This is a genomic window from Martelella limonii (assembly GCF_013344475.1).
In the GTDB taxonomy this organism is placed as follows: domain Bacteria; phylum Pseudomonadota; class Alphaproteobacteria; order Rhizobiales; family Rhizobiaceae; genus Martelella; species Martelella limonii.
On the sequence record NZ_JABUOU010000004.1, the window covers coordinates 174,672 to 199,202 of the forward strand.

The following is a 24,531-nucleotide window of genomic DNA, read 5'->3' on the forward strand; positions in this document are numbered from 1 at the left end:
CTCAGATTTAAGGAGGTGACCGGGCTGGAATTAACCGTGCGGCATGAAAACAACGCCCCGATGCTGGACCGGATCGCGAATTATTATTAAAAAAGGATTAAGGGCCCCGCTTCAGTCGCGCATGCCGAAACAGCCAACCGGACAGCAGTTCATGACCACCCCGTCCTTCATTGCCTTTGCATCGCACCCGGCCCTGCGCCAGCGCTATGTCGAAGCGCGTGCCATGCTCGTCGCAGATGCGGATGATGGCCGGATCGTCTGGGCAAATGCTGCGGGCGCAAGCGGCTTCGGCTACACCGCCATCGGCGATGCCATCGGCAACGAACTTGCAGATCCCATCATTCGCCGCCAGTTCCAGGCCGCCGCCGGCAGGCTTAAAGCGCCGGGCGACAGCGAGCGGTTCACCATCCATGTCACCAGAGGTTTCCGGCGCGCCGCCGTGGCGGCAACCGTCACCCTGTTCGTCCTGTCCCAGAAGCGCTACGTTCTGATCGAATGCGAAGCGGATCAGCGCGCCCCGAAAAATCTTGTGGAAGGACCCGGTGACCTGCATCTGGCGCTGATCGATGGCGAGGGCCGGGTGCTTGAGCATTCGGCGGGTTTCACGGATGCAGAGCTTGACGAAGACGAGATCGACGGCGTGATCGAAAGCCTGCGCCGCCGGCCTGAAAGCTATGTCGAACGGCTAATCACCAGCGAGAGCGGCATCTGGCCGGTGGCTCTTGGCAGGCTTTCAAGCGATCCCGAGCGTTACCTGCTCGCCGTATCACCCGATCTTTCGGCAGACGTCAGACCAGAGCCGCAGCCTCCGGCCCGCTCCCCCCTCGACGTGATCGCCGCGATTGACGATAGCCTAGGCGCGCTGATTGAAGACATCGATGAGACGCCGCAGCCGGTGATCCGCAGGGCACCCGCTCCGGCCAAGGCCGCGCCCGAGCCGTCCCCGGAACTTGCCGCACAGCGCGCGCTGCCGCTTCGATTCGTCTGGCGCAGCGACATTGACGGCCGGATCGTCGAGACATCGGGAGAGCTCGTCGAGGCCGTCGGCGACGAAACCGGAACGATCACCGGCCTTTCCTTTTCCGAGATCGAAGCCCAGCTGGGCGTAACCGGCGCCGGCGCGATCGGTGATCTGGTGCAATCGACGGAGACCTGGTCGGGCCGCACCGTGGAATGGCCGATTTCAGGTACCGACATGGTGGTCCCTGTCGATCTTGCCGCGTTGCCGACCTTCACCCGCGAACGCCGGTTCGATGGCTTCCGCGGCTTCGGCCTCGTGCGCAGGGGCGAGGAGAAGACGAGCCCGAAGCCTCAGCCGGCTGCGCCGAAGCGCCCTGCCGAAACGGCCAAGACGCTCACCGCCGACGAGCGCAACGCGCTTGACGAGATCGCGCTTCAGCTGCGCGCCGCAGCGCCCGCCGAAGAGACACCGGCGGAGACGGAAGACACGCCGCGCCCGCTCATCCGCCGCAAGACTGCCGCGCCCTCGGAGAATGAGGCGTTGCCCGACACCAGCGACTTCGACGGCCGCGAAGATCCGATCGTGATCCAGTCCGGCGATCGCGTGCTTTATGCAAACCACGCCTTTCTGACGATTTCGGGTTACGGCTCTCTTGAGGCCGTCATTGCCGCAGGCGGAACGGATGCCTTCGTCGAGCGCGGCAGCGATGACCGGCTGTTTCTGCGCACCGCAGACGGCACCAAGCTCCCCGTATCCTTTCACATGCAGGCCATCACCTGGCAGGGCGGACGGGCGCTTGCCCTGACCCTGCGGCCTGAAAGCGAACACGGCGCTTCCGCAAACCCGGTGATCCGCCGCGTGCCGCAGGCGGAGCCCGCAGATGAAAGTGCCGCAGAGGTTACGGAACTCTCCTCGATCCTCGACACCGCCACGGACGGTATTCTGATTCTCGATGGCGACCAGCGCATCCGCTCGCTGTCGGCATCGGCCTCGGCGCTGTTTGCGACCGATACGACCGATGTGGCCGGCGAGCCGGTGGATGTTCTTTTCGCCGAGGAAAGCCACAGCGATCTCTCCATTCATCTCAAACGCATGCAAAGGGCTGGAGACGTCAATTCCGAAGGGCTGGAGGTGATCGGTCGCGAAGCGGGCGGCGGGCTCATTCCGCTTTACGTCACGCTCGGCCGCCTGCCGCAATCGGACGGCATCTGCGTGGTGCTGCGCGATATCACCGCGCTGAAGCGGCGCGAGGACGATCTACGCTCGGCCCGGCGCGAGGCGCGCGAGGCGCAGGATGAGCGCGAGGACTTCCTCTCCGCCCTGCGCTACGAGCTGCGCCAGCCGATCGATGCGATCGTCTCGCTGTCGGAAACCATGGATCATCAGGCGTTCGGTCCGATGGGCGACGGGCGCTACCACGCCATAGCCCGCGAGATCGCGCTGAAGGGCCGGCATGCGCGCGGCGTGATCGGCAGGCTTCTGGGCGAAGCCGTGCCGGAGCCCGAGGTGGAACCGGCACCGCTTCCCAAACAGCCAGAGGCCCAGGCCGTCAATACCGAGGCTGCCGCCCCGGTCAATGATGCGATCGCGGAAGCCGTCAGCATGGTCCAGCCGCGCGCCAACAGCCGACGGATCATCATCCGCGCCGCCCTGTCGCCGGGCATCGGCTCTGCGGGCGGCTCGTCCGAGACGCTGCGCGATATTGCCCATGAGCTTCTTCTGGGCGCCGTTCAGTTCACGCCTGCCGGCGGGCAGGTCGTGGTCTCTTCGGCGCTTACCCCTGAAGGCGGCATTGTTCTCAGATTTCGCGACAATGGCATTGCACCGTCCCGGCGGCGCATCGGCAATGGCGGCGCGCGCATCGAACAGGGCGAGCCGGACAATTCCCATCTCGCCAAAGCGCGGGCACTGGCAGACAGTCTTGGCGCACGCCTCGTCGTGAACGCCGTGCCGAACGAAGGCATGCTGGTGGAAGTGTTCCTGTCCGAAACGCAGACGCGGCCGCTGCATTATTGATCGGGCACCGTCCTGTCCGGTTCTTTCGCGCTCACCCGGTGATGCTTGCGCGGCGTTTTGAGCCCTGGCGGGAGATTCCACCTTGCCGCAAAATGCTCTAAAGCATCACCCAGCGTGCGGAATCACCGCGCGCTGGGTTCCTCAAGGGGCGCGCATAACACAAAGGTCCGGGCTGAAATGACCGGCTGCCGAAAGGCGAGAAGAGATGTCCGTATCCGAAACCTCCGGCCGCCCGGCCTTCAGGTTTTCCTCGCTGGCGCTGGCCGCCTCGGCGATCAGCGCGCTGATGCTGCTTCCGCTTGCAGCCATCGTCTGGCTCGCTTTCACCTCGGATCTGTCGGCGATCTCCCATCTGGCGACCACCGTGCTTCCGGCAGCGGCGCGGCGGACATTCTGGCTGCTATTGTTGAACGGCGTGATCACCGGCCTTGTCGGGGTGGTGACGGCCTGGCTGGTCGTTTCCTTCGATTTTCCGTTCCGCCGCCTGCTTTCGGTGCTTCTGGTTCTGCCGCTTGCCATGCCGATCTATCTCGCGGCCTATGCCTTCGGCGAATTTCTCGATTTTACCGGTCCGGTGCAGACGTTTTACCGCGCGATCTTCGGCTTCAAGAGCGCACGCGACTACGGCTTCCCCGATGTCCGCTCCCTCGGCGGCGCCGTGCTGGTGATGACGGCGGTGCTCTACCCTTACGTCTATCTGACCGCCCGCGCCGTTTTCGCGATGCAGGGCCGCAATGCCGCGGATGTGGCGCGCACGCTTGGCGCCGGGCGCTGGCGGGTGCTGTTGCGGGTCCAGCTCCCGATGGCGCGGCCGGCCATCATCGTCGGCCTCACGCTGGTGATGATGGAAAGCCTCAACGATATCGGCGCCGTGCAATATCTCGGCGTCAACACGCTGACCTTCTCGATCTATGAGACCTGGCTCAACCGGGGCGATCTTGGCGGCGCCGCCCAGCTTTCGGTCATCCTGCTTTTGATCGTGCTTGCGCTGATCATGATGGAACGGCTGGCGCGCCGCAATCAGCGTTATGCCGCCTCACGCGCAAACGGCGAAGCTTCGCGCCAGAGATTGAGCGGCCCGAAGGCCGCTCTCGCGACGCTTTGCTGCGCCCTGCCCGTCATCATCGGCTTCTTCGTGCCGACCCTGGTTCTGGCGGGCTTTGCGCTGAAGCGTCTTGATGCTTTCGCCTCCCCCCGCCTCCTCGAGGCGCTGACCACCAGCATTGCGGTTGCCGGGCTTGCTGCGCTGTTTGCGGTGTTCTTCGGGCTCACGCTTTCCTATGCGGTGCGCAACGATCCATCGCGCAAGGCAAAAAGCTTCGCACGCCTTGCCTCGCTCGGCTACGCCATTCCCGGAACGGTGCTCGCGATCGGCGTGCTCATCCCGCTTGCAGGCTTCGACAACGCCGTCGATGGGGTGATGCGCGCAGGCTTCGGCGTCTCCACCGGCCTCATCCTGTCCGGCAGCGGCTTTGCCATCGTCTATGCCTGCACCGTGCGGTTTCTGGCCATGGCGGAGGGCAGCGTCGATTCAGGCTTCCAGAAGCTGTCGCCCAATCTCGACATGGCGGCCCGCACGCTCGGCCGTTCGCCCGTGAAGGCGCTGTTTTCCGTGCTGTTGCCGAACATGCGCCCGGCGCTCTGGACGGCAGCACTTCTGGTCTTCATCGAAACGCTGAAGGAACTTTCGGCCACCATCCTGCTGCGCCCCTTCAATTTCAACACGCTCGCGACACTGGTCTACGAGGATGCCTCGCGGGCGGAGGTGGAAAGCGCGTCAGTGCCTGCGATGATCATCATCCTCGCAGGCCTTATCCCGGTGCTCATGGTGTCGCGTTCGATGGATCGTCGCTGACCATGGCGCGTTTGCCGCACTGAAAGCCACGCTCCGACGCGCAAGCATGACCTGTCGGAGGCATGCGGCGACCTCATGCGGTCGCCGCCTTGTCCTTCAGCCGAGCTTCGGCGCGAGCGAGCCGTCCGCATAGCGCTTTGCCATGTCGGCCATGGAGATCGGCTTGATCTTGTCGGCGTGACCGGCGGTTCCGAAGGCCTCGAAACGCTCGACGCAGAGCTTGGTCATCGCTTCCATCGCAGGCTTCAGATATTTGCGCGGGTCGAACTCGGAGGGGTTTTCGGCAAACACCTTCCGGATCGCGCCGGTCATCGCCATGCGGTTGTCGGTATCGATGTTGATCTTGCGCACGCCATGCTTGATGCCGCGCTGGATCTCCTCCACCGGGACGCCCCAGGTCGGCTTCATCTCGCCGCCATACCGGTTGATGATCTCCTGGAGATCCTCCGGCACGGAGGAGGAGCCATGCATGACGAGGTGCGTATCCGGCAGCCGCCGGTGAATTTCCTCGATCACGTTCATCGCCAGCACTTCGCCATCGGGCTTGCGGGTAAACTTGTAGGCGCCGTGGCTGGTGCCCATGGCAACGGCCAGCGCATCGACATTGGTGTCCCTGACGAACTGGACGGCCTGATCCGGATCGGTCAGCAGCTGGTCGTGATCGAGCTTGCCCTCGAAGCCATGTCCATCTTCCTTCTCGCCCTCGCCGGTTTCCAGCGAGCCGAGAATGCCGATCTCACCCTCGACGGACGCACCGGCCCAGTGGGCGAAGTCCGAGACGCGGCGGGTGATGCCGGCATTGTACTCATAGTCGGCCGGCGTCTTGCCATCGCCCTTCAGCGAGCCGTCCATCATCACCGAGGTGAAGCCGTATTTGATCGCGGTCATGCAGGTGGCTTCATTGTTGCCGTGGTCCTGATGCATCACCAGCGGGATTTCGGGATGAAGCGCTGCCAGCCCCTCGATCAGCTTGGCGAGCACCAGATCGTTGGCATAGGAGCGCGCGCCGCGGCTTGCCTGGATGATCAGCGGCGACGACGTCTTCTTCGCCGCCTCCATGATCGCGAGGCCCTGTTCCATATTGTTGATGTTGAAGGCCGGCACGCCGTAGCCGTATTCGGCCGCGTGGTCGAGCAGTTGCCGCAAGGTAATCATGGGCATGGCCAAGTCTCCTGTGATCTAGCGCCGCCCTGCCGACGGCTCATCAAAATGTTCCTCAGCCGCCCGAGTATGGCAGCTTTGTATGATGATGATAGGGAGACCCCGGAAAATAACAACATGATTTTACAAACAACATATTGATTGTTATTTTAATCGTTATAAAATGTGATATGTATCATTGACGAACCTGTGATATCAAAAATGCGCCAACATTCGACAAGGAGAGCCTGTTGAAAGCGGATGAAAGACGAGCGGCGATGATGGCGCTTCTGATGGAAAAGGGTACGGCGAGCGTCGATGAACTGAGCCTCAGATTCCATGTTTCGAAGATGACGGTGCATCGCGATCTCGACGAACTGGAAGCCTCGGGCCAGTTGCGCAAGGTGCGCGGCGGGGCGTCCGTGCAATCGTCGGCAATGTTTCAGGCGGATTTCCGCTATCGCCAGAAGATGGCGGCGAATGAGAAGGCGCGGATCGCCGCGCGCGCTGCCACATTGGTCGAGCCCGGCATGACGCTGATGATCGACGATTCCTCGACCGCCGCCAATCTCACCGAACATCTCGTCCACCGGCTGCCGCTGACGGTGATATCGAACAATCTGAGTGTGATATCACAGCTTGCCGGGATCGCCGGGATTGAACTGATGGCGCTTGGCGGCCAGTACAGCCGCAAGTTCAACGGCTTTTTCGGCCTTCTGACGGAGGACGCGTTGCGCGGTCTGCGCGCCGATATGGGGTTCATCTCGGCCTCGGCGATCTATGACGGCGCGGCCTTTCACCAGGACCCGGAAGTGGTGCAGACCAAGCGGCTGATCGTCAAGGGCGCCGAGCGGCGGGTTCTGCTCGCAGACCACACCAAGTTCGGACGCCCCGGCCTGCACTTCCTGACCGGGCTTGAAACCTTCAATGCCGTCTTCACCGGCGCGGAACTGGCAGAAGAGCAGCGCCATGTCCTGCAGGAAAAGGGCGTGGCACTGGAGTGCGTCGCGCCCTGAAGCGTTGATGCGGCCTGCCGGCTGAACACCGTTCGGGCCAGTCGGCCGCATCGCCCTCCCGGCGGTTGCAGCGACGCAACGGCCCTTGCAAAGATCGAACCCGATTTTCAGCCCGATGGCCTAGCCGGCGCCGAATATCAGCGACCGGTGGCCGCTTGCTCCGGCGAGATTGCCATCGCCCACCGCAAGCGCGACGGATGCCATCGGACGGGCCGCATCGCCGCAGGCAAAAACGCCCGGCATGCTGGTCTCCTTCATCGCCCCTGTGCGAATGACGGCGCCGAGCGGCCCCTCCTCCAGAGCCAGGCCAAGGCCGACAGCAATCGGGCTTGCAAGCTCGAACCGAGCGAGCGCGAACAACCCGGCAAACGGCAACACCCGGCCGTCCTCAAGCCGGATATCGGCGTGACCGGTAATCGCCGCGATTGAGCCGCGTTCGATCGTCACGCCGCGCGCAGAAAGGCTCTCAAGCTGGCCGCGGTCGGGCTCGAAGGCATCATTGATGAAGAATGTCGTCGGCCCCCAGTCCGGCAGCATCAGCGCGTGATGCATGGACAGCGCCGAGCCTGCAATCACGCCGATCATACCCTGATCGAGTTCATAGCCATGGCAGTAGGGGCAATGAAACACGGCCTTGCCCCACCGCTCGGAAAGGCCGCTGATTTCCGGCATGATATCGCGCAGGCCGGTTGCAAGGATCAGGCGACGCGCCAGATGGCGCTCTTCTTTAACGGTCACCGCAAACAGCAGCTCCCCTGCTTCCACCGGCGTCACGCGCTCGGCGCTTTCGGCTCGGGCGGAAAGCCACCCTACCGTCTTGTATTTCAGCACCTCCGCGCGCGCCCTTGCGGCGATTTCGGCGGGCTCCGCCCCATCATTCGTCAAGAAGCCGTGCGAGTGGCTGGCAAACCGGTTCCGGCGCTTTCCCTCGTCAATGATCAGCACCCGCTGCCGGGCACGGCCAAGCTGCAGGGCAGCGGAAAGTCCGGCATAGCTGCCGCCGATGATGATGACGTCGTATACGAGAGCATTCATGGTTTCACCTTTCATTTCTCGACACAACATAAGTTACATAACATGACGCCGTCAACACTCACGAAACTTTTGTTGTTTCGTGACCTTGAAGCTGTGCTAGAGCAAAAAGAGCAGGAGCCGAGGCAAAGGAGCGACATCATGCGGCAGGACAGCCGGCTTTCACGCATGCTTCATGTACTGATCCATATGGGGAGGCATGACGGCGCGATGACCTCCGATATGATTGCCGCCATGCTCGACGCCAATCCCGTCGTGATCCGCCGCACGATGGCGGGACTTCGCGATGAGGGTTACGTGCGCTCGGAAAAGGGGCATCGCGGCGGTTGGACGCTGACGCGCCGGCTTGACCAGCTCTCCCTGCTCGATATCTACCGCGCCGTGGGCGAGCCCTCCGTTTTCGCCGTCGGCCCTGCCTATGACATGCCCGGCTGCCCCATCGAACAGGCGGTGAACGCAACCCTGATCGATGTCTTCGACGAGGCCGAACAATTGCTGCTCAAACGTTTCGCCGGCGTGACGCTTGCCGACATCGCCGACCGGTTCGGCAATGGTCCGCTTAACGACGACGCGGTTGCGGCATCGCGCTGCGAATAGGTAAATTCATGGCGGTTGACGGCGGATCACCGCTCCATTACGCCTGCCCACATGCCAGCTGCGGCTGCGCAGAACCTCGCGCGGGCCCACGGCTTCGCAAATGATTCCATACGCAGAAGACTTGGGACGAGCCGATGAGCGCGCCGGAAGCGATCACACTTTACGAAGCGATTGGCGGTGCGGCGACGGTCGAACGGCTGACAGGCCGCTTCTACGCGCTGATGGATACGCTTCCCGAAGCGGCAAGGTGCCGCGCCATCCACCCGAAAGACCTTTCGGGCTCCGAGGAAAAATTCCGGGACTATCTGACCGGCTATCTCGGCGGCCCGCCGGTCTATGTGGAAAAGCACGGACATCCGCGCCTCAGGATGCGGCACATGCCGGCGCCCATCGGCGCCGATGAGCGCGACGAGTGGCTGCTCTGCTTCCGTCGCGCGCTGGAAGAGACCGTGCCCGACATCCGTCTGAGGGCCGTGATCATGCCGCCGATCGAGAAACTTGCCTATCACATGCAAAACCGGAGCTGATCATGGGAAGCCTTACGCGTTCATCCCGCCTCCTGATGTTCTTCGGCGGCATTTCAGGCGCCTCTGGCATCATGCTGGCCGCTGCCGCCTATCACGGCAGCAGCGATATCCTGCAATCGGCCGCCCTGATCTGCCTTGCAAACGGCCCGGCACTGCTGGCCCTTTCGCTGATCGCCGTGCGCACGTCCGTCGCTGCCGTTTCCGGCGTCCTGATTGCGGCAGGCACGCTGCTGTTTGCAGGCGATATCGCGGCACTCAATTATCTCGGATCAGGCCTGTTCCGCATGGCGGCCCCTCTTGGCGGGACCGCCATCATCGCCGGTTGGCTGATCGCAGCCCTGGCGGCACTGCTGCCAGCCGGAAAGCGCTGATCATTCGGCAGTGGGGATCCGTCCGAAGCGCAGCAGGTTGCCGTGCGGATCGGAGATGTAAAACTCTTTCATGCCCCAGGGCCGTTCGGTGAAGCCTTCGGGACGCAGCACGCCGCGCTTTTCGTATTCGGCATACAAGCCATCGATGCCGCCGCCACGGATATAGACGGAGCTGCGCTCGCAGAGCGAGCGATCATCCGTCAGCCAGAAGTGGAGCTCCAGGCCCGGGCGGCGCAGGATGAGATAGTCGTCAGCCTGATGGACAATTTCGGCAAGACCCAGCTTTTCGCCATAGAACGCTTTTGTCTCGGCAAGATCGAGCGATGGCAGCACGGGAAGGACCGTGATTTCAGAGGGATCGCTCATCAGGCACCAGCAACCGCGTTGAAACCCTCGAACACGGGCGGTCCGAGATAATCCGCCTTGCGCGCGCCGGCATTGCGGTGCGCATCGCGAAACTGCTCCGACTTCGTCCAGGCCAGAAACGCCTCCTCGCTCGCCCACATCGTGTGCGATGCATAAAGCGTGTAGCCTTCATCCGGGAATGTCTTGCCCCTGAGCAGATGGAAGGAGATGAAGCCTTCGAGCTCGGCGAGCCTGGAATCTCTGCCCTTCCAGATATCCTCGAAAATCTCTTCCGAGCCGATGGCAACCTTGAAGCGGTTCATTGCGATATACACTGGGGTACCTCCCTTTTGCATTCTCCGACATGGCGATGCCGGCTCTGAAGGTCAATGACGTCGGCGCTCCTGGCGTTCTTCTGCGGGCGTTGCAGCCGCTTTCGCGCCGGAAAGACCAGAACCGTCGCCTGCGCGTGCATCGGCGCGTAGCGGGTGATGAGACGGCCGAAGCTGTCCGTCCGATGCAGGCCGATGAGACCGGCGTCACCAAGATCGCTCTTCATCAGTTGTTGCGCTCGTTCATGCTCTGGAGCGCGCGCTCGAGCGACGACTTCGAGCCGTTCCTGAGCGGAATGAACGCCTTGTTGAACTTCTTGCAGCCGGATTTGACGCGCACGCAGGCGTCGTGGCTGATGCAGTCGATCGGGCAGAACACGCAATCCACCGAAGGCAGAACCCGGTCGATCCGCGATACCGCCTCGCGCAGGCCGCCATCGTGGTGGATCAACTCCGCGCCATAGACATCGGCAACCGCACGCAGGTGCGCCACCTGACAGTCCCGACCACCGACATAGAGAAAGCTGCGGCCGGAAAGACTGTCGGGCGCCTGCGCCACCCGCGTGACGTCCTCCGAAGCCGAGACACCCTTTTCCGCCTTGCGCCTGTTCTTCTTCGCCATGAAAGACCTCCTTCCAACGAGGGTTTCGTGCATCATCATGGCGACCTTATAAAACATGATAAAAAAGGTAAAGTTTAAATATGAGAATTATACTCATGTTTATTCGGAATGCGCCTCACCCTCCTTTTCGATGCCGAGCGCGGCACTGCGCCTGGCCCCGCCCCAACAGGGTGCAAATCACCAATGGCGGCTTTTCACGGAAGACTGAGCGCGTTAAAACGCTTGCAAACCGGAGATAATTCCATGCTTGAGAAAATCGACAACCTGCCCGACACCATGATCGGCTTCACCATCCACAGCGCGCTGAGTGCCAATGATTACCAGAACGTTCTTCTGCCCGCGCTCGAAACCCAGAGCACGCATGCCGGCGGGCTGCGGCTGCTCCTCGTGACCGGACCGGATTTTGCGGGCGCGGATGTCGGCTCGGCGATGGGTGGCCAGGCGTTCCGCCGCTCCGAACCCCTGAACTTCAAGAGCATCGCGATCGTCAGCGCCAACCGGGGTTTCGCCCAGGCGGTCCAGATGTTCGGCATGCTGTTCCATGCCGAGGTCAGGGTCTTTGCCCCCGACCGCCAGGACGAGGCCGTGGCCTGGCTTTCCGCCTGACGCTCTCTAGCGGCAGTAGCGATAGCCACCCTTGCGGTCGATCACATCGAGATGCATGTGATCCTGATGGGTGGCATCGCTGCCCGGTGCAAGGACTGTCTTGAAATAGAGGCAGGCCGCGGCGCTGACCGTGCGCTGGAATGCCCCGGTGGCCGTGCCGTCGGTCATGCGCGGTTCCATGTCGACGACGGTGCCATCCGAGAAGGTCAGGCTGGCAATGTCGATCGCATTGCCCTTGGCATGCTCGGATACCTTCGCGCCTTCGACATTGTTGCGGCTGCGGCAGATATAGGTCGAAGCCTGATTGATCCGCTTGAGCTCCGCGTCCTTCGAAAGCGCGACCTTTGCAGTCGGGTTCACATAGTCCTTTGCCCAGTTTGCAAGCGCCAGCGCCGTCTCGCAGCGCATTGTGCCAGCCGGGGAAAGCTCAACGCCCTTTATCACCATCGTGACTTCAAGCGGCCGGTCGATGCCGCAGATGCCTGGCCCGTCGATCGTGTCGAGAACCTTGAATGCCGTTCCGAGCTTCATCAGCTCAGCCGTGCAGCGGTTGAAGGCTTCGGCATCTTCCTTCGCCGGCTTTGGGTCGGCAGGCGGCGGAGTCGGCGGATTGTCGGCACGCTCCTCCGGAACGGGCGGATCATCGGGCAGATCCTCCTCCACCTTCTCGATCGCCTCCTCATCCGCGCTGGACTTGTCCGCGTCTTCCCCCTCTGCAGCGGCGTCGGGCTTGGGCGCCTCTTCGGCCGGTTTGCCTGCCTCGGCACCTTCCGCCTTTGCGGCGTCTTCCGTCTCCGTTGCGGCGTCAGCCTTTTCGGGTGCGGCTGCGGAACCCGGCTGAGCGGTGGAAGCTTCGGGACGCTGTTCGGGAACGGGCGGGTTTTCCGGCAGATCGAGCGCCATCAGGAAGAGCGCCGCTGCCGGCAGGGCGGCAAGGGCGATGGGCTTGCGGAGACTGACCACGTGAAATCCTCGGTTGATCGTACATCGAGACAACGTGCGGTCGTGGCGCGGGGTTCCCGCAACACCAAATCACAAAAGATGAACCCGGCGAGACAGGCCGCCGGGTTCTCAATAAAATCAGAGAGATGAGACTATTCGATCGCCTTGACGATATCTTCGGTCATCTTCTTGGCGTCGCCAAGCAGCATCATCGTGCCGTCCTTGTAGAACAGCTCATTGTCGATACCGGCATAGCCGGAGCCGAGCGAGCGCTTTACGAACAGGCAGGTTTTGGCCTTGTCGACGTCGAGGATCGGCATGCCGTAAATCGGCGAGGCCTTGTCATCGCGCGCCGCCGGATTGGTGACGTCATTGGCCCCGATCACGTAAGCCACATCGGCCTGGGCGAATTCCGAGTTGATATCCTCGAGTTCGAAGACTTCATCGTAAGGCACATTGGCCTCGGCGAGCAGCACATTCATATGCCCCGGCATGCGGCCGGCGACCGGATGAATGGCGTATTTCACCTCGACGCCCTTTTCCTTCAGCTTGTCGGCAAGCTCGCGCAGGGCATGCTGTGCCTGAGCAACCGCCATGCCGTAACCCGGCACGATGATCACCTTGGAGGCATTCTCCATCAGGAAGGCCGCATCATCGGCCGAGCCGGTCTTGACGTTGCGATCGACCGCGCCGCCAGCGGCTGCGGCAGATCCGCTGTCACCGCCGAAGCCGCCAAGGATGACCGAGATGAACGAGCGGTTCATGCCCTTGCACATGATGTAGGAGAGGATCGCACCCGAAGAGCCGACCAGCGCGCCGGTAACGATCAGCGCCATGTTGCCGAGCGTGAAGCCGATGCCGGCTGCCGCCCAGCCCGAATAGGAGTTCAGCATCGAGACCACGACCGGCATGTCGGCGCCGCCGATCGGCACGATCAGCAGCACGCCGAGCACCAGCGCCAGAATGACGATCAGCCAGAAATGGACCGGATTAGCCGTTGCCGACAGCGACACGATGAACAGAACCAGGCCGGCAAGAAGCGCCAGATTGATCACATGACGGCCCGGCAGCATGATCGGCTTGCCGGACATGCGCCCGTCGAGCTTCAGGAAAGCAATGATCGAGCCGGTGAAGGTGATCGCACCGATCGCCGCACCGATCGAAAGCTCGATCAGGGCTCTGAGATGGATGTCATCCGGCGTGCCGATTCCGAAGCTTTCCGGCGAGTAGAGCGCCGCGCCCGCCACCAGCACGGCGGCAAGGCCGACCAGCGAGTGGAAGCCCGCCACAAGCTGCGGCATGGCGGTCATCGGGATGGTGCGGGCGATGTAAGCGCCGATACCGCCGCCGATGGCAAGCGCCAGGATGATCAGGATCAGCGCCGGAAAATCCGGCTTGGCAAGCATCAGCGTGGTGAGGATTGCAATCCCCATGCCGATCATGCCGTAAAGATTGCCCTTGCGACTGGTGGACGGGTGCGAAAGCCCCCTCAGCGCCAGAATGAACAGGACGGCGGAAACAAGAAACAGCAAGGCTGCAAAATTGACAGACATCGTCTACGGCCTCACTTCTCTTTTTTCTTGTACATGGCCAGCATCCGCTGGGTCACCAGAAAGCCGCCGAAAATATTGATCGCGACCAGAATCAGGGCAACGAAGCCCATGCCGGTGGCGATGCCGCTTGCGGAGAGCGCGACCGCCAGAAGCGCACCGACCACGATCACCGAGGAGATCGCGTTGGTGACGGCCATCAGCGGCGTATGCAGCGCGGGCGTCACCGACCAGACGACGTAATAGCCGACGAACACGGCGAGCACGAAGATCGCCAGCTGAAACACGAAGGGATCGATCACGCCGCCGGTCGCCGCATGGGCCAGCGAGGCAAGCGAACCGTCTTCCAGGTTGCCGATCGAGGTCTTGGCATGCTCAAGCGACAGCATCGCCTGATCGATCGAGGTTTTGACATCATCTAACGGCATCAGGCCTCTCCTTGCGCGGTCTGGCCGCCGAATTTCGGATGAACCAGCGCGCCGCCATGGGTGAGAAGCGTGGCGGCGACGAGTTCGTCATCCCGGTTGATTTTCAGCTCGCCGCTTTCCTTGTCGACCAGCGTCTCGAAGAAGGTCAGGAGGTTCTTGGCGTAAAGCGCGGAGGCACTGGCCGCGATCCGGCCGGCCATGTTTTCGTGGCCGATGACGTTCACGCCCTCGACCTCGGCAACTTCGCCAGCAACCACGCCCTCGATATTGCCGCCTCGCTCGACCGCGAGGTCGACGGCGACGGAACCGAACTTCATCGCCGAAAGCATGGCGCGGCTCACAAGCCTTGGCGCGGGGCGGCCGGGGATCAGCGCGGTGGTGATCACGATATCCTGCTTGGCGATGTGGGCAGCGACCAGTTCGGCCTGCTTCGCCTGATATTCGGCCGACATTTCCTTGGCATAACCGCCGGCGGTTTCAGCCGCCTTGAACTCGTCATCCTCGACCGCGATGAACTTGGCGCCGAGCGAGGCGACCTGTTCCTTGGCGGCGGGACGCACATCGGTTGCCGAAACCACGGCGCCGAGACGGCGTGCGGTCGCGATTGCCTGCAGCCCGGCAACGCCTGCGCCCATGACGAAGACGCGCGCTGCCGGCACGGTGCCTGCGGCCGTCATCATCATCGGCATGGCGCGGTCGAACACGGCTGCCGCCTCGATCACGGCCTGGTAGCCGGCAAGGTTTGCCTGCGAGGACAGGACATCCATCGACTGCGCGCGGGTGATGCGCGGCATCAATTCCATGGCGAAGGTCGAAATCCCCTTGCCGGCCATCGCCGACAGCACGTCCTCATGGCCGTATGGATCCATGATGGCGATGACCACCGCGCCGTTCTTGTAGCCGGAATAGGCGTCCTCGCCGGGCCTGCGCACGCAAAAGAGCACGTCTGCATTGGCAGCGGCCTCTGTTCCGGCGATCTCGGCGCCAGCGGCGCGATAGGCTTCGTCATCGATCCTTGAGGCAAGGCCCGCGCCGCTTTCCACCACGACATCGAAGCCCAGGGCTTTTAGTTTCTTGACCGTATCGGGCGAAGCGGCAACGCGGGTTTCCGCTTCCGCCGTCTCCTTCGGTACAAAGAGTGTCTTGCTCAACACATGCTCCCAGATTGAACGCGGAATCGACGACAGCCGTCAACGGCGCACCGGATCACCGGCACGCGCGATTCCGCAAGACTGCAAAAGTTCAAAAGCGTTCAGCGCAGGGCCAGATAGCCGATGGCGCTGATAACGACGAAGATGATCAGACTGCCGAAAAATCCGAACGGACCAAGCAGACCGGCGGCCATGGCCACCATCAGGGCGATCAGATGCACAGTGCCGTATTTCGTGCCGTTGACGAACAGTTTGTATGTGTGGGCGTGTTCCGAAAAATCCGCCTCGTCGGCCGGCTGAGATACTTCGACATTCTGCATAGACTTCCCTCCTTTGCGGCCCCCGCCGCGCTCGCCGCACCTGGTGCGGCCTAAACCCCTAGGCGTTCTCGATTATCATACCTTGTTCGGCGCTTTCAACAACGCCTGCAGGAAACCCAAGTCATTCAATCGATTATTGAAGAGCAGAATTGACAGCATTTATATAGGTTGATATCAACTTATATCGTTTTCAGCCCTTTGCTGGCGTCATGATTGTTGGGGGATGCATCATGAAACATGTTCACTATCGCTGGATCATGGTCGGTGCCGGTGCCGTCATCGGCTGCCTTGCAATCGGCTCCGTATTCTCGCTTCCGGTCTTTCTGAGACCGATGGGAGAGGCGACGGGCTGGTCAAACACCGGCATTTCCTCCGCCATGACGATCGGCTTTGTGGTCTCGGCACTCGCAAGCATGCTCACCGGCACACTCTCCGACCGGATCGGCCCGCGGCCCGTCGTCGTCGCAGGCAGCATCCTCATGGTCGCAGCCCTCCTCCTTGGCAGCAGAAGCGAGAGCCTTCTCACGTTCCAGCTCACCTTCGGCCTCCTCTCCGGCCTTGCGATCGCCGCGCTGATGGCGCCGATGATGTCCTCGATCGTCGGCTGGTTCGACACCCACCGATCGCTGGCGGTTTCGCTGGTCTCGGTCGGCTTCGGCGTCGCGCCGATGACGATGTCGCCTTTCGCGGCCTATCTCGTGGAAGGTCATGACTGGCGCACCGCAATGCAGATCATCGCGCTCGTGGTTGCCATCCTGATGCTGCCGGCAGCGATGCTGATGCGCCGGCCGCCGGCGGAAGAGGCCGCCATTGCCGACACGATTGCCGCCACGCCCGAAATCACCGTCAGCGAGGCGATCCGCTCGCCGCAATTCATCATCCTCTGCCTCACCAATTTCTTCTGCTGCGCCACCCATGCCGGTCCGATCTTCCATACCGTCAGCTATGCGGTGACGTGCGGCATACCGCTGATGGCGGCGGTTTCGATCTATTCGATCGAGGGCCTTGCGGGTCTTGGCGGACGCGTCGTCTTCGGCATTCTCGGCGACCGGCTCGGCGCCAAGCGCGTGCTGGTCGCGGGCCTCCTCGCCCAGGCCTTCGGCGCGCTCGCCTATGCCTTCGTGCGCGAGCTCGCAGGCTTTTACACCGTCGCGGCGATCTTCGGCTTCATCTATGCCGGGGTGATGCCGCTCTATGCGGTACTGGCGCGGGAAAATTTCCCGCAGCGGATGATGGGAACCGTCATCGGCGGCACCGGGCTTGCGGGCGGCCTCGGCATGGCGCTCGGGCCGCTGGCCGGCGGACTGATCTATGACAGCTTCGCGACCTATACATGGATGTATGTCGGCGCCTGGGGCATGGGGATCGGAGCAACGCTGATGGCGCTCACCTTCCGCCAGCGCAGAGCTCAGACGACCCCACTTCCGCAACCGGCATGACCCGACGCGGCGGCGCTGGGCATTGCCCATCAACCCAGGCGTTTTCCGGTACGCGGAAAGAATCTGGCTGGTCCGGAGCCGAAAACAGCCGGAAAGTTTCAATATGAGGTGATTTTGCGGTCGTATTGTACCAAAGGCATGTTGCGTGGCCTTGACAACTTCCATTAAGGAAGTCGGACGGTTTGGAGGCACGCATGCGACCACTGATAATAATAAGCCGAGCAATCGACAGGCTGAACGAATTCATCGGACACTCGGTGTCCTGGCTGCTCCTTGTGGCCGTTCTGGTCAGCGCCGGCAATGCGGTGAGCCGCAAGCTGTTTGCGCTCTCTTCGAACGCCATGCTCGAATTACAATGGTATCTTTACGGCGCGGTGTTCATGCTGGCAGCGGCATATGCGCTGTTGAAGAACGAGCACATCCGCATCGACATCCTGTCCTCGTCATGGTCGAAACGCACCCGTGACTGGATCGATCTGGTGCTGCACACCATCTTCCTCATCCCGTTTGCGGGCATGATGGTCTATCTGTGCTGGCCGTGGTTCTGGCGCTCCTTCATCACGGGCGAGCACTCTACCAATGCCGGCGGGCTGATCCTGTGGCCGGCAAAATCCTTCATCCTGATCGGCTTTGCGCTTCTGCTGCTGCAGGCGTTTTCGGAGATCATCAAGCGCGCCGCCGTGCTGTCCGGCCATCTCAATGAAGACAAGACGCTTTACACCGAGGCTGGCAATGCCGCCCACATGATGACCGAGGACATGCCGCATGATTGATCTGGTCGCGCACAACCTCGCCCCCATCATGTTCATTTCCGTGATGGCGATGCTGCTTCTCGGCTATCCGGTCGCCTTCACACTGGCAGCCGGAGGTCTGATCTTCTTCGTCCTCGGGGTCGAATTTTCAGCGATTTCTCCGGAAATCCACCTGTTCTGGCCGCTGCTGCAATCCCATCCCGACCGCTTCTTCGGCGGCATCATGTCGAACGAGACGCTGCTTGCGGTGCCATTCTTCACCTTTATGGGCATCATCCTCGAGCGCTCGCGGATGGCGGAAGACCTGCTCGATACGATCGGCCAGCTTTTCGGTCCGATACGAGGGGGCGTCGCCTATGCGGTCGTGCTCGTGGGCGCGCTACTGGGGGCCACCACCGGCGTGGTCGCTGCCTCCGTCATGGCGATGGGCCTGATCTCGCTGCCGGTCATGCTGCGCTACAGCTATGACCGCTCCTTTGCCACCGGCACCATTGCGGCGTCCGGAACGCTTGCCCAGATCGTGCCGCCGTCGCTGGTGCTGATCGTGATGGCCGATCAGCTCGGCCGCTCCGTCGGCGACATGTATGTCGGCGCGCTCTACCCGTCGCTGCTGGTGATCGCGGCCTACTGCCTCTACGTGTTCGTGACCACGCTCATCCGGCCGAAGGCCGCACCTGCCATGCCTGTGGAAGCCCGCACGCTCGGCAATGGCGTCACCTCGCTTCTGGTGATGATCGCGGTCGCGGTCGCGCTTTACTATCTCGGCTACCACGTGCTGTTCACTGGCCTCGACGAGGCATGGCGGCTGGTGGCGGCTCTGTTCTTCGGCGTGATGGTGATCTATCTGGCGGCGATCGCCAATGACCGCTTCAACCTCAACATCCTGTCGCGGCTTTCCCAGCAGGTCATCATCGTGCTGGTGCCGCCGCTGGCGCTGATCTTCCTGGTGCTCGGCACCATCTTCCTCGGCATTGCCACGCCGACGGAAGGCGGCGCCATGGGTGCGACCGGCGCGCTGGCGCTCGCGATCGCCAAGGGCAGGCTCGACTTTTCGGCCCTGAAGGCGGCGCTCGACAGCACCACCAAGCTTTCGGCCTTCGTGATGATGATCCTGATGGGCGCCCGCGTCTTCAGCCTGACTTTCTACGGCATCAACGGCAATGTCTGGATCGAGGAGCTGCTGACCGGCCTGCCGGGCGGCGAATACGGCTTCCTGATCGTGGTCACGATCATCGTCTTCATTCTTGGCTGCTTCCTCGATTTCTTCGAGATCGCCTTCATCATGGTGCCGCTCCTGGTGGCGCCGGCACAGGCGCTGGGCATCGACCTGATCTGGTTCGGCATCATCCTCGGCCTCAACCTGCAGACATCGTTCCTGACCCCGCCCTTCGGCTTCTCGCTGTTCTATCTGCGCTCGGTCACGCCGGCCGAGGAGTGGCGCGACAAGGTTACCGGCAAGATGATGCGCGGCGTCAGAACGCTCGATATCTACAAGGGTATCGTGCCCTTCATCATCATCCAGTTGCTGGCGATCACCGCCGTCATCGCCTTCCCGAAGCTCGTCACCCACTACAAGGACGAGGTCGTGCGCGTGGATCCGAGCACGGTCACGATCGACATGCCGTCCTTCGGCGGTGAAGACAGCGGGTTCGGCTTTGACAGCGGCTTCGGCGGCGAAGGCAATGATGCGTTCGGCCTGCCCGATTTCGGCAGCGGCGACCAGCCCGCAGAAGGCGGCTCGGACGATGGCTTCAACCTCGACAGCCCGCCGGATCTGAACTTCAACTGACGAAAAACGGAAGCCCGGCCAATGCCGGGCTTCTGCATTTCTGCTCCCTCGGAACGTGTTGCGCGCCGGAACAGCCGCGCCGTTCAGCTTTTCCGGATCAGGCGATCCAGGCTGCGCCCGGCATCCGACGTCGCGATCCCGAGATCGCGCACGCTGTCCATGTGGTTGCGGCCCGTGACATTGGCGCGGGTCACGACAAGCCCCTGGCTTGCAAGGTGATCGCGAAACTGATCGGCCTGCGCATGAAACGGCGGGGTCTCTTCGCTGCCGACCAGAATATCGACCTGCGTCTGCGGATTATGGGGACGGGTCATCGGCGAAAACTGCGCAACCTCCTCATCGGTAAAACCGATTTCGTCCATGAGGAACGATGTCTGCAGCGGCTTCAACGCATAAAGGCCGCCGAGAAGCAGCGCCGCCTTGACGCCTGAGCCTTGCGTTTCGAACAGAAAGCTCGCGAGGTGCGCCCCGGCGGAGTGGCCGCTGACGGTCAGCCGGGCCGGATCTCCCCCGAAATGGCCGATCCTTTCGCGCACCCAGGCTTTGGCGCGCTGCATCTGATCGACAATCGTCGCCATCCTGACGCCCGGCATCAGCGCATAATCGACGATCACGGCAATGGCACCGGCCGAACAGATCGTATCGGCGACATAGGAATAGTCGTCCTTCGAAAACATCCGCCAGTAGCCGCCATGGATGAAGATATGCACCGGCGCGCCGGGCGCGGGATTGGCAGGCCAGAACAGATCGAGCGTTTCGCCCTGCCCCGTGCCATAGGCGACGCCACCGCTCATGCGCAGGCGCCGGCGCGTCTCGGCGCTGCGCTCGCGGATTTCGGCCACGATGTCATCAAATGCCGCGACGTGGTCGCGGATGCGGAACGGATCACTTGCCAAGACTGCCTCCCTCAGATCGAGGCGGCAATGTATTTGGCTTCCATGTACTCGGCAATCCCGTGATGCTGTCCGCCTTCGCGTCCGAGCCCGCTCTGCTTGACGCCACCGAAGGGGGCGGCCGGATCGGAAACAAGTCCGCGATTGAGCGCGATCATGCCGGCCTCGATCCCGCCCGCGACCCGAAGGCCCCGACCGATATCCCGGGTGAAGACATAGGCCGCAAGCCCGTATTCGGTGTCATTTGCGCGCTCGATCGCCTCTTCTTCCGTCTCGAACCGGTAAAGCGGCGCGACGGGCCCGAAGATTTCCTCGCGCACCATTTCGCTGTCGTCCGGCACATCCGTGATGACGGTGGGCGGATAGAAGAAGCCGGTCCCCTCTCCCTTCTTGCCGCCACAGGTGATCTTCGCCCCGCGACCGACGGCGTCGGAAACCAGCCGGTCGATCTTCTCGACAGCCTTGCGGGTGATCATCGGCCCGCATTCGGTGGCCTCGTCCACGCCCTCGCCGACCTTCAGCGCCGCCATCCGCTTTGCAAGCCCTTCGGCAAAGGCGTCATGAATGCCGGACTGGACATAGATGCGGTTTGCAGCCGTGCAGGCTTCGCCCGCATTGCGCATCTTCGCAACCATCACGCCGTCGAGCGCCAACTCCAGATCGGCGTCGTCGAACACCACGAAGGGGGCGTTGCCGCCCAGTTCCATCGAACACGAGATCACATTCTTGCCGGCTTCCGACAGCAGCGCCCTGCCAACGCCGGTCGAGCCGGTGAAGGACAGCTTGCGCACCCTCGGATCGGCGAGCATGGCATTGGTGACCGGCCCGGGCGTCGATGTGGTCAGCACGTTGACGACGCCTGGCGGCACGCCCGCCTCCGCGAAGAGATCGGCAAGCGCATAGGCCGTGAGCGGGGTTTCCGTGGCGGGCTTCAGGATCACCGTGCAGCCGGCGGCCAGCGCCGGCGCGATCTTGCGCGTTGCCATGGCGGCGGGAAAGTTCCACGGCGTGATCAGCACCGCGATCCCCATCGGCTGATAATCGACGATGATCCTGTTTGCGCCGGAAGGGGCAAGACCGTACTCGCCGGAAATGCGCACCGCCTCCTCGGCATTCCAGCGGAAGAATTCGGCGGCATAGGCAACCTCGCCGCGCGCATCGCGCAGCGCCTTGCCGTTTTCGTGGGAGATCAGCCGGGCCAGCATGTCGGCACGCGCGATCATCAACTCGAAGCAGCGGCGCAGGATTTCCGAGCGCTGGCGGGGCGGCGTCTGCCGCCAGCCCCGTGCTGCGGCGGCTGCGGCATCGACGGCCGCTGCAGCATCTTCAAGCCCGGCATCGGCGACGGCTGCAAGCACCGCCTCGCTCGAAGGATCGGTGACGTTGATGGTCTTTCCGCTCTTTGCGGCACGCCAATCGCCGCCAATATAAAGGCCCTTGGCAAAGGCCGGAAAATCGAGCGCCGGGGTTTTCTGCGGTGCGTTCATGAAAGATATCCTGCTTGTCTCAAACGAAATTCGAAGCCCGGTTAACACGCGTTCACTGGGCGGCTGCGGAAAGGTCGCCATCAAACGCCGCCCGGATCAGACGCTTCATCGCGGACAGATCGAACGGGCGGGGATTGTTCTTGATCAGGCGGTCGATGCCGAGCGCCTGTTCGGCGGTCCAGTCGATACGCTCTTCGGGCAGGCCAAGCGCTGCGAGCGTTCTCGTGATGCCGATCGCGGCAAACAGCCGTGCGACCTCCTCGATCGTCGCTTCCGCCAGGACTTCCTTGCTGCGCCCCGCGGGCACCAGACCCAACGCCTCGCCGACATCGGCGATCTCCGCGCTTGCTGCCTTGCGGTTATAGTTCAGGACATAGGGCAACATGGTCGCAACCCCGAGACCGTGGGCGGTATGGGTGAGCGCGCCTGCAGGATACTGGATCGCATGGGCCGCAGCCGTGCCGGCCGTGCCGAAGGCCGCGCCTGCGGCAAGCGCCCCCATCATCACATCGGCCCGCGCCGCCTCGTCGCTCCCATCCGCGCAGGCCCGCTCCAGGCTGCGGCCGATAAGGCGGATGGCGTAAAGCGCCAGTTGATCGCTGAGGTCGCTCTTGCCGATGAACACATGGTTCTGCGCAAGCTCTGCGCTGCCCTCGCGCCGGACGGCGGTATAAGCCTCGATCGCATGAGTCAGCGCATCCGCGCCGGCAATCGCCGTCAGGCCCGCCGGGCATGTGAGCGTCAGGTCGGGATCGCAGATCGCCGCCGCCGCAATCAGATGCGGGCTTGATATTCCCACCTTCAGCGTCCGGTCCGGATCGGAAATCACGGCGACAGGCGTCACCTCGGAGCCCGTTCCCGCCGTGGTCGGAACGGCGATCACCGGCAGAACCGGCCCCGGCACCTTGAATTCTCCGTAGTAGTCAGAAAGCGCGCCGCCGTGGCTGATCAGAAGCGCCGCGCATTTTGCCATATCGAGACAGCTTCCGCCGCCGATGCCGATCACCATGTCTGGCGCGAAATCGCCGATCTCCGAAACGCAGGCGCCAACGCTGTCGCGCGGCACGTCCGGCGCCACGCGATCGTGAACGTGAAGCGCAATCCCGGCGGCCGCAAGCGATGACCGGATCTCGGCAAAGATCTCCGTGCCGGCAAATCGCTCGTCGGTGCAGATCAGGGCGCGCTTGCCGTGCTTTTGCGCAACCCTTGCCAGCGCATGGCGCTGGCCCTTGCCGAACAGGATTTCGCCGGGAAGCCTCAGGGCGGCAAAGAGTGTCATTGCGGTTGTCCTTGATCATCGGATGTTTGCGGAAGTCGGCCGGCTGGGGCCGCGCGTGCTGAAGCGACCGGGTGGCGGTGCGGTCCGGAAAGACGTGACCGGGCGACCCGGCGGCGGGCTCTCTTGAGGCAGGCAATCGAAGAGCGTGCGCCATCCGCACCGGCCTCCAAACCATGCGTTTCCGCCGCCGCTTTGGAAAACGCGCACCGTCTCCCGCCGGCAGGCCGACAGCGCCGTGCCGGACGGCGATCGAGCCCGCCCGCCTGTTTGTCAAAAACCCTCACGACCCCCCCCAGATAAAATCGTATAGGATATCGTATTGCATTTGCCAGAGCATCGTGCTAGCGGTGAAAACTGTCAAGAGGCAAAACAGCAGGCGAGAAATGATTTCGGGCAGAGCGACGGACAGCGGCGGCAGCACTCAGATCCAGCGGGCGAACAGCCTGGCGGAGGATGTGTATGAGGCGATCTTCAACCAGCTGATGGCCTTGAAGATCGCGCCGGATGCGCGGATCACGGTGGATACGCTGGTGAAGGAATTCAACGTGTCGCACACCCCGATCCGCGAGGCGCTGGGCCGGCTCGAGGGTGAAGGCCTGGTGGTCAAGCAGCACCTTGTCGGCTACCGCGCCGCGCCGCAGATCACCCGCCGCCGCTTCGACGAACTCTACGAATTGCGCCTGCTTCTGGAGCCGCATGCGGCCGCGCGGGCAGCCATCAACATGGATGACGAGAAACTTTCGGTTCTGCACGAGGCCGCCGGCGTCATGGCCGCGAAGGACGGCCGCGACGAACGCCGCAACTACTCCGCCTTCGCCCGCCAGGACGCCGTCTTTCACGATTGCATCATCGCATTTTCCGGCAATGAGCTGATCCGCGAGACGCTCGCCCACCAGCACACCCACTTCCATATCTTCCGTCTGATGTTCCATTGGCGCGTCACCGAGGAGGCTCTGGATGAACACCAGGCCCTGCTCGACGCCTTCGCCGCCAGGGATGGAAACGCGGCGGAAGCTGCGATGCGCACGCATATAGAGCACTCACGCGACCGGCTGCTGCCGGCGTTCGAATAGGCTCGCAG

The 24,531-nt window shown here is 62.8% G+C and carries 25 protein-coding genes; 11 read left to right on the top strand and 14 right to left on the bottom strand.

The genetic code is table 11. The annotated features are described in order from the left end of the window. Positions 1–151 precede the first annotated feature (151 nt). Both HPQ62_RS10710 and HPQ62_RS10715 read left to right on the top strand, forming a co-directional pair. Positions 152–2,977, top strand: coding sequence for a PAS domain-containing sensor histidine kinase (locus tag HPQ62_RS10710; protein ID WP_174802538.1), 2,826 nt, complete (start codon positions 152–154; stop codon positions 2,975–2,977). 205 nt (positions 2,978–3,182) lie between these two features. Continuing rightward, positions 3,183–4,832 carry an ABC transporter permease gene (locus tag HPQ62_RS10715; protein ID WP_174802539.1) on the top strand — a complete coding sequence of 550 codons (1,650 nt, stop codon included), beginning with the start codon at positions 3,183–3,185 and terminating at the stop codon, positions 4,830–4,832. 96 nt (positions 4,833–4,928) lie between these two features. Here the strand turns inward: HPQ62_RS10715 and fba are convergent, their stop codons facing one another. Continuing rightward, positions 4,929–5,993, bottom strand: coding sequence for a class II fructose-bisphosphate aldolase (fba, locus tag HPQ62_RS10720; protein WP_174802540.1), 1,065 nt, complete (start codon positions 5,991–5,993; stop codon positions 4,929–4,931). A 230-nt stretch (positions 5,994–6,223) separates the two neighbouring features. Between fba and HPQ62_RS10725 the strand changes: the two genes are divergently transcribed. Beyond that, positions 6,224–6,988, top strand: a complete 765-nt coding sequence (locus tag HPQ62_RS10725; RefSeq protein ID WP_244629641.1) for a DeoR/GlpR family DNA-binding transcription regulator — start codon at positions 6,224–6,226, stop codon at positions 6,986–6,988. Positions 6,989–7,108: 120 nt separating this feature from the next. On the opposite strand, the gene HPQ62_RS10730 is transcribed toward HPQ62_RS10725, so the two are convergent. Next, on the bottom strand, positions 7,109–8,023 hold the full coding sequence (locus HPQ62_RS10730) for an NAD(P)/FAD-dependent oxidoreductase (RefSeq protein ID WP_174802541.1): 915 nt from the start codon (positions 8,021–8,023) through the stop codon (positions 7,109–7,111). A 138-nt stretch (positions 8,024–8,161) separates the two neighbouring features. Between HPQ62_RS10730 and HPQ62_RS10735 the strand changes: the two genes are divergently transcribed. The 3 genes from HPQ62_RS10735 (at position 8,162) to HPQ62_RS10745 (ending at position 9,515) form a co-directional block, all read left to right on the top strand. Beyond that, positions 8,162–8,617, top strand: coding sequence for an Rrf2 family transcriptional regulator (locus HPQ62_RS10735; protein WP_174802542.1), 456 nt, complete (start codon positions 8,162–8,164; stop codon positions 8,615–8,617). A 134-nt stretch (positions 8,618–8,751) separates the two neighbouring features. Further along, complete coding sequence (locus HPQ62_RS10740; protein ID WP_174802543.1) at positions 8,752–9,144, top strand: group II truncated hemoglobin; 393 nt, start codon at positions 8,752–8,754, stop codon at positions 9,142–9,144. Between the two features lie 2 nt (positions 9,145–9,146). Continuing rightward, on the top strand, positions 9,147–9,515 hold the full coding sequence (locus HPQ62_RS10745; RefSeq protein WP_174802544.1) for a DUF423 domain-containing protein: 369 nt from the start codon (positions 9,147–9,149) through the stop codon (positions 9,513–9,515). Here the strand turns inward: HPQ62_RS10745 and HPQ62_RS10750 are convergent, their stop codons facing one another. Genes HPQ62_RS10750 through HPQ62_RS10765 form a run of 4 tightly spaced genes read right to left on the bottom strand, consistent with a single transcriptional unit; the run spans position 9,516 to position 10,814 of the window. Further along, positions 9,516–9,881 carry a bleomycin resistance protein gene (locus HPQ62_RS10750; RefSeq protein WP_174802545.1) on the bottom strand — a complete coding sequence of 122 codons (366 nt, stop codon included), beginning with the start codon at positions 9,879–9,881 and terminating at the stop codon, positions 9,516–9,518. Then, the gene (gene hmuQ / locus HPQ62_RS10755) at positions 9,881–10,195 is read right to left on the bottom strand and encodes a heme-degrading protein HmuQ (protein ID WP_174802546.1); all 315 of its coding nucleotides are present in this window, start codon (positions 10,193–10,195) and stop codon (positions 9,881–9,883) included. Before hmuQ ends, HPQ62_RS10750 begins: the two co-directional genes overlap by 1 nt. Next, positions 10,180–10,419, bottom strand: coding sequence for a hypothetical protein (locus HPQ62_RS10760; protein WP_174802547.1), 240 nt, complete (start codon positions 10,417–10,419; stop codon positions 10,180–10,182). Before HPQ62_RS10760 ends, hmuQ begins: the two co-directional genes overlap by 16 nt. Further along, on the bottom strand, positions 10,419–10,814 hold the full coding sequence (locus HPQ62_RS10765) for a DUF2325 domain-containing protein (RefSeq protein ID WP_174802548.1): 396 nt from the start codon (positions 10,812–10,814) through the stop codon (positions 10,419–10,421). The genes HPQ62_RS10760 and HPQ62_RS10765 overlap by 1 nt, the downstream gene beginning before the upstream one ends. Before the next feature lie 243 nt (positions 10,815–11,057). Between HPQ62_RS10765 and HPQ62_RS10770 the strand changes: the two genes are divergently transcribed. Further along, positions 11,058–11,420: a SpoIIAA family protein gene (locus HPQ62_RS10770; RefSeq protein WP_174802549.1), complete on the top strand. Its 363-nt coding sequence runs from the start codon at positions 11,058–11,060 to the stop codon at positions 11,418–11,420. A 6-nt stretch (positions 11,421–11,426) separates the two neighbouring features. Here HPQ62_RS10770 and HPQ62_RS21190 read toward each other — a convergent pair whose 3' ends face one another. The 5 genes from HPQ62_RS21190 to HPQ62_RS10795 all read right to left on the bottom strand — a co-directional run bounded on the left by HPQ62_RS21190 (position 11,427) and on the right by HPQ62_RS10795 (position 15,811). After that, positions 11,427–12,383, bottom strand: coding sequence for an extensin family protein (locus tag HPQ62_RS21190; RefSeq protein WP_174802550.1), 957 nt, complete (start codon positions 12,381–12,383; stop codon positions 11,427–11,429). A 131-nt stretch (positions 12,384–12,514) separates the two neighbouring features. After that, a complete protein-coding gene (locus tag HPQ62_RS10780) occupies positions 12,515–13,915 on the bottom strand; it encodes an NAD(P)(+) transhydrogenase (Re/Si-specific) subunit beta (RefSeq protein WP_174802551.1) in 1,401 nt (466 codons plus the stop codon). Between the two features lie 11 nt (positions 13,916–13,926). Then, positions 13,927–14,340, bottom strand: a complete 414-nt coding sequence (locus tag HPQ62_RS10785; RefSeq protein ID WP_174802552.1) for a proton-translocating transhydrogenase family protein — start codon at positions 14,338–14,340, stop codon at positions 13,927–13,929. Then, positions 14,340–15,491, bottom strand: coding sequence for a Re/Si-specific NAD(P)(+) transhydrogenase subunit alpha (locus HPQ62_RS10790; RefSeq protein ID WP_174802553.1), 1,152 nt, complete (start codon positions 15,489–15,491; stop codon positions 14,340–14,342). The genes HPQ62_RS10785 and HPQ62_RS10790 overlap by 1 nt, the downstream gene beginning before the upstream one ends. Positions 15,492–15,592: 101 nt before the next feature. Then, the gene (locus HPQ62_RS10795; protein WP_174802554.1) at positions 15,593–15,811 is read right to left on the bottom strand and encodes an aa3-type cytochrome c oxidase subunit IV; all 219 of its coding nucleotides are present in this window, start codon (positions 15,809–15,811) and stop codon (positions 15,593–15,595) included. 230 nt (positions 15,812–16,041) lie between these two features. On the opposite strand from HPQ62_RS10795, the gene HPQ62_RS10800 reads away from it, so the two are divergent. From HPQ62_RS10800 to HPQ62_RS10810, 3 genes are all read left to right on the top strand, one after another. Further along, the gene (locus HPQ62_RS10800; protein ID WP_174802555.1) at positions 16,042–17,250 is read left to right on the top strand and encodes an MFS transporter; all 1,209 of its coding nucleotides are present in this window, start codon (positions 16,042–16,044) and stop codon (positions 17,248–17,250) included. 194 nt (positions 17,251–17,444) lie between these two features. Beyond that, positions 17,445–18,023, top strand: a complete 579-nt coding sequence (locus HPQ62_RS10805) for a TRAP transporter small permease subunit (protein ID WP_174802556.1) — start codon at positions 17,445–17,447, stop codon at positions 18,021–18,023. Further along, positions 18,016–19,791, top strand: a complete 1,776-nt coding sequence (locus HPQ62_RS10810) for a TRAP transporter large permease (protein WP_174802557.1) — start codon at positions 18,016–18,018, stop codon at positions 19,789–19,791. Before HPQ62_RS10805 ends, HPQ62_RS10810 begins: the two co-directional genes overlap by 8 nt. A gap of 83 nt (positions 19,792–19,874) precedes the next feature. Here the strand turns inward: HPQ62_RS10810 and HPQ62_RS10815 are convergent, their stop codons facing one another. Genes HPQ62_RS10815 through HPQ62_RS10825 form a run of 3 tightly spaced genes read right to left on the bottom strand, consistent with a single transcriptional unit; the run spans position 19,875 to position 23,450 of the window. Then, positions 19,875–20,687 (bottom strand): alpha/beta hydrolase, encoded by an 813-nt coding sequence (locus tag HPQ62_RS10815; protein WP_174802558.1) that lies wholly within the window; start codon positions 20,685–20,687, stop codon positions 19,875–19,877. 11 nt (positions 20,688–20,698) lie between these two features. Further along, positions 20,699–22,171: an NAD-dependent succinate-semialdehyde dehydrogenase gene (locus tag HPQ62_RS10820; protein WP_174802559.1), complete on the bottom strand. Its 1,473-nt coding sequence runs from the start codon at positions 22,169–22,171 to the stop codon at positions 20,699–20,701. A gap of 52 nt (positions 22,172–22,223) precedes the next feature. Next, on the bottom strand, positions 22,224–23,450 hold the full coding sequence (locus HPQ62_RS10825; RefSeq protein WP_174802560.1) for an iron-containing alcohol dehydrogenase: 1,227 nt from the start codon (positions 23,448–23,450) through the stop codon (positions 22,224–22,226). Between the two features lie 383 nt (positions 23,451–23,833). Here HPQ62_RS10825 and HPQ62_RS10830 point away from each other — a divergent pair, with 383 nt between their 5' ends. Beyond that, positions 23,834–24,523: a GntR family transcriptional regulator gene (locus HPQ62_RS10830; RefSeq protein ID WP_174802561.1), complete on the top strand. Its 690-nt coding sequence runs from the start codon at positions 23,834–23,836 to the stop codon at positions 24,521–24,523. The last annotated feature ends 8 nt before the right edge of the window (positions 24,524–24,531 follow it).

Excerpts from the sequence above, each read along its gene's own strand:
- HPQ62_RS10710 (WP_174802538.1), top strand. The coding sequence starts at position 152 with ATGACCACCCCGTCCTTCATTGCCTTTGCATCGCACCCGGCCCTGCGC.
- HPQ62_RS10715 (WP_174802539.1), top strand. The coding sequence starts at position 3,183 with ATGTCCGTATCCGAAACCTCCGGCCGCCCGGCCTTCAGGTTTTCCTCG.
- fba (WP_174802540.1), bottom strand. The coding sequence starts at position 5,993 with ATGCCCATGATTACCTTGCGGCAACTGCTCGACCACGCGGCCGAATAC.
- HPQ62_RS10730 (WP_174802541.1), bottom strand. The coding sequence starts at position 8,023 with ATGAATGCTCTCGTATACGACGTCATCATCATCGGCGGCAGCTATGCC.
- HPQ62_RS10735 (WP_174802542.1), top strand. The coding sequence starts at position 8,162 with ATGCGGCAGGACAGCCGGCTTTCACGCATGCTTCATGTACTGATCCAT.
- HPQ62_RS10740 (WP_174802543.1), top strand. The coding sequence starts at position 8,752 with ATGAGCGCGCCGGAAGCGATCACACTTTACGAAGCGATTGGCGGTGCG.
- HPQ62_RS10745 (WP_174802544.1), top strand. The coding sequence starts at position 9,147 with ATGGGAAGCCTTACGCGTTCATCCCGCCTCCTGATGTTCTTCGGCGGC.
- HPQ62_RS10750 (WP_174802545.1), bottom strand. The coding sequence starts at position 9,881 with ATGAGCGATCCCTCTGAAATCACGGTCCTTCCCGTGCTGCCATCGCTC.
- HPQ62_RS10760 (WP_174802547.1), bottom strand. The coding sequence starts at position 10,419 with ATGAAGAGCGATCTTGGTGACGCCGGTCTCATCGGCCTGCATCGGACG.
- HPQ62_RS10765 (WP_174802548.1), bottom strand. The coding sequence starts at position 10,814 with ATGGCGAAGAAGAACAGGCGCAAGGCGGAAAAGGGTGTCTCGGCTTCG.
- HPQ62_RS10770 (WP_174802549.1), top strand. The coding sequence starts at position 11,058 with ATGCTTGAGAAAATCGACAACCTGCCCGACACCATGATCGGCTTCACC.
- HPQ62_RS10780 (WP_174802551.1), bottom strand. The coding sequence starts at position 13,915 with ATGTCTGTCAATTTTGCAGCCTTGCTGTTTCTTGTTTCCGCCGTCCTG.
- HPQ62_RS10785 (WP_174802552.1), bottom strand. The coding sequence starts at position 14,340 with ATGCCGTTAGATGATGTCAAAACCTCGATCGATCAGGCGATGCTGTCG.
- HPQ62_RS10795 (WP_174802554.1), bottom strand. The coding sequence starts at position 15,811 with ATGCAGAATGTCGAAGTATCTCAGCCGGCCGACGAGGCGGATTTTTCG.
- HPQ62_RS10800 (WP_174802555.1), top strand. The coding sequence starts at position 16,042 with ATGAAACATGTTCACTATCGCTGGATCATGGTCGGTGCCGGTGCCGTC.
- HPQ62_RS10805 (WP_174802556.1), top strand. The coding sequence starts at position 17,445 with ATGCGACCACTGATAATAATAAGCCGAGCAATCGACAGGCTGAACGAA.
- HPQ62_RS10810 (WP_174802557.1), top strand. The coding sequence starts at position 18,016 with ATGATTGATCTGGTCGCGCACAACCTCGCCCCCATCATGTTCATTTCC.
- HPQ62_RS10820 (WP_174802559.1), bottom strand. The coding sequence starts at position 22,171 with ATGAACGCACCGCAGAAAACCCCGGCGCTCGATTTTCCGGCCTTTGCC.
- HPQ62_RS10825 (WP_174802560.1), bottom strand. The coding sequence starts at position 23,450 with ATGACACTCTTTGCCGCCCTGAGGCTTCCCGGCGAAATCCTGTTCGGC.
- HPQ62_RS10830 (WP_174802561.1), top strand. The coding sequence starts at position 23,834 with ATGATTTCGGGCAGAGCGACGGACAGCGGCGGCAGCACTCAGATCCAG.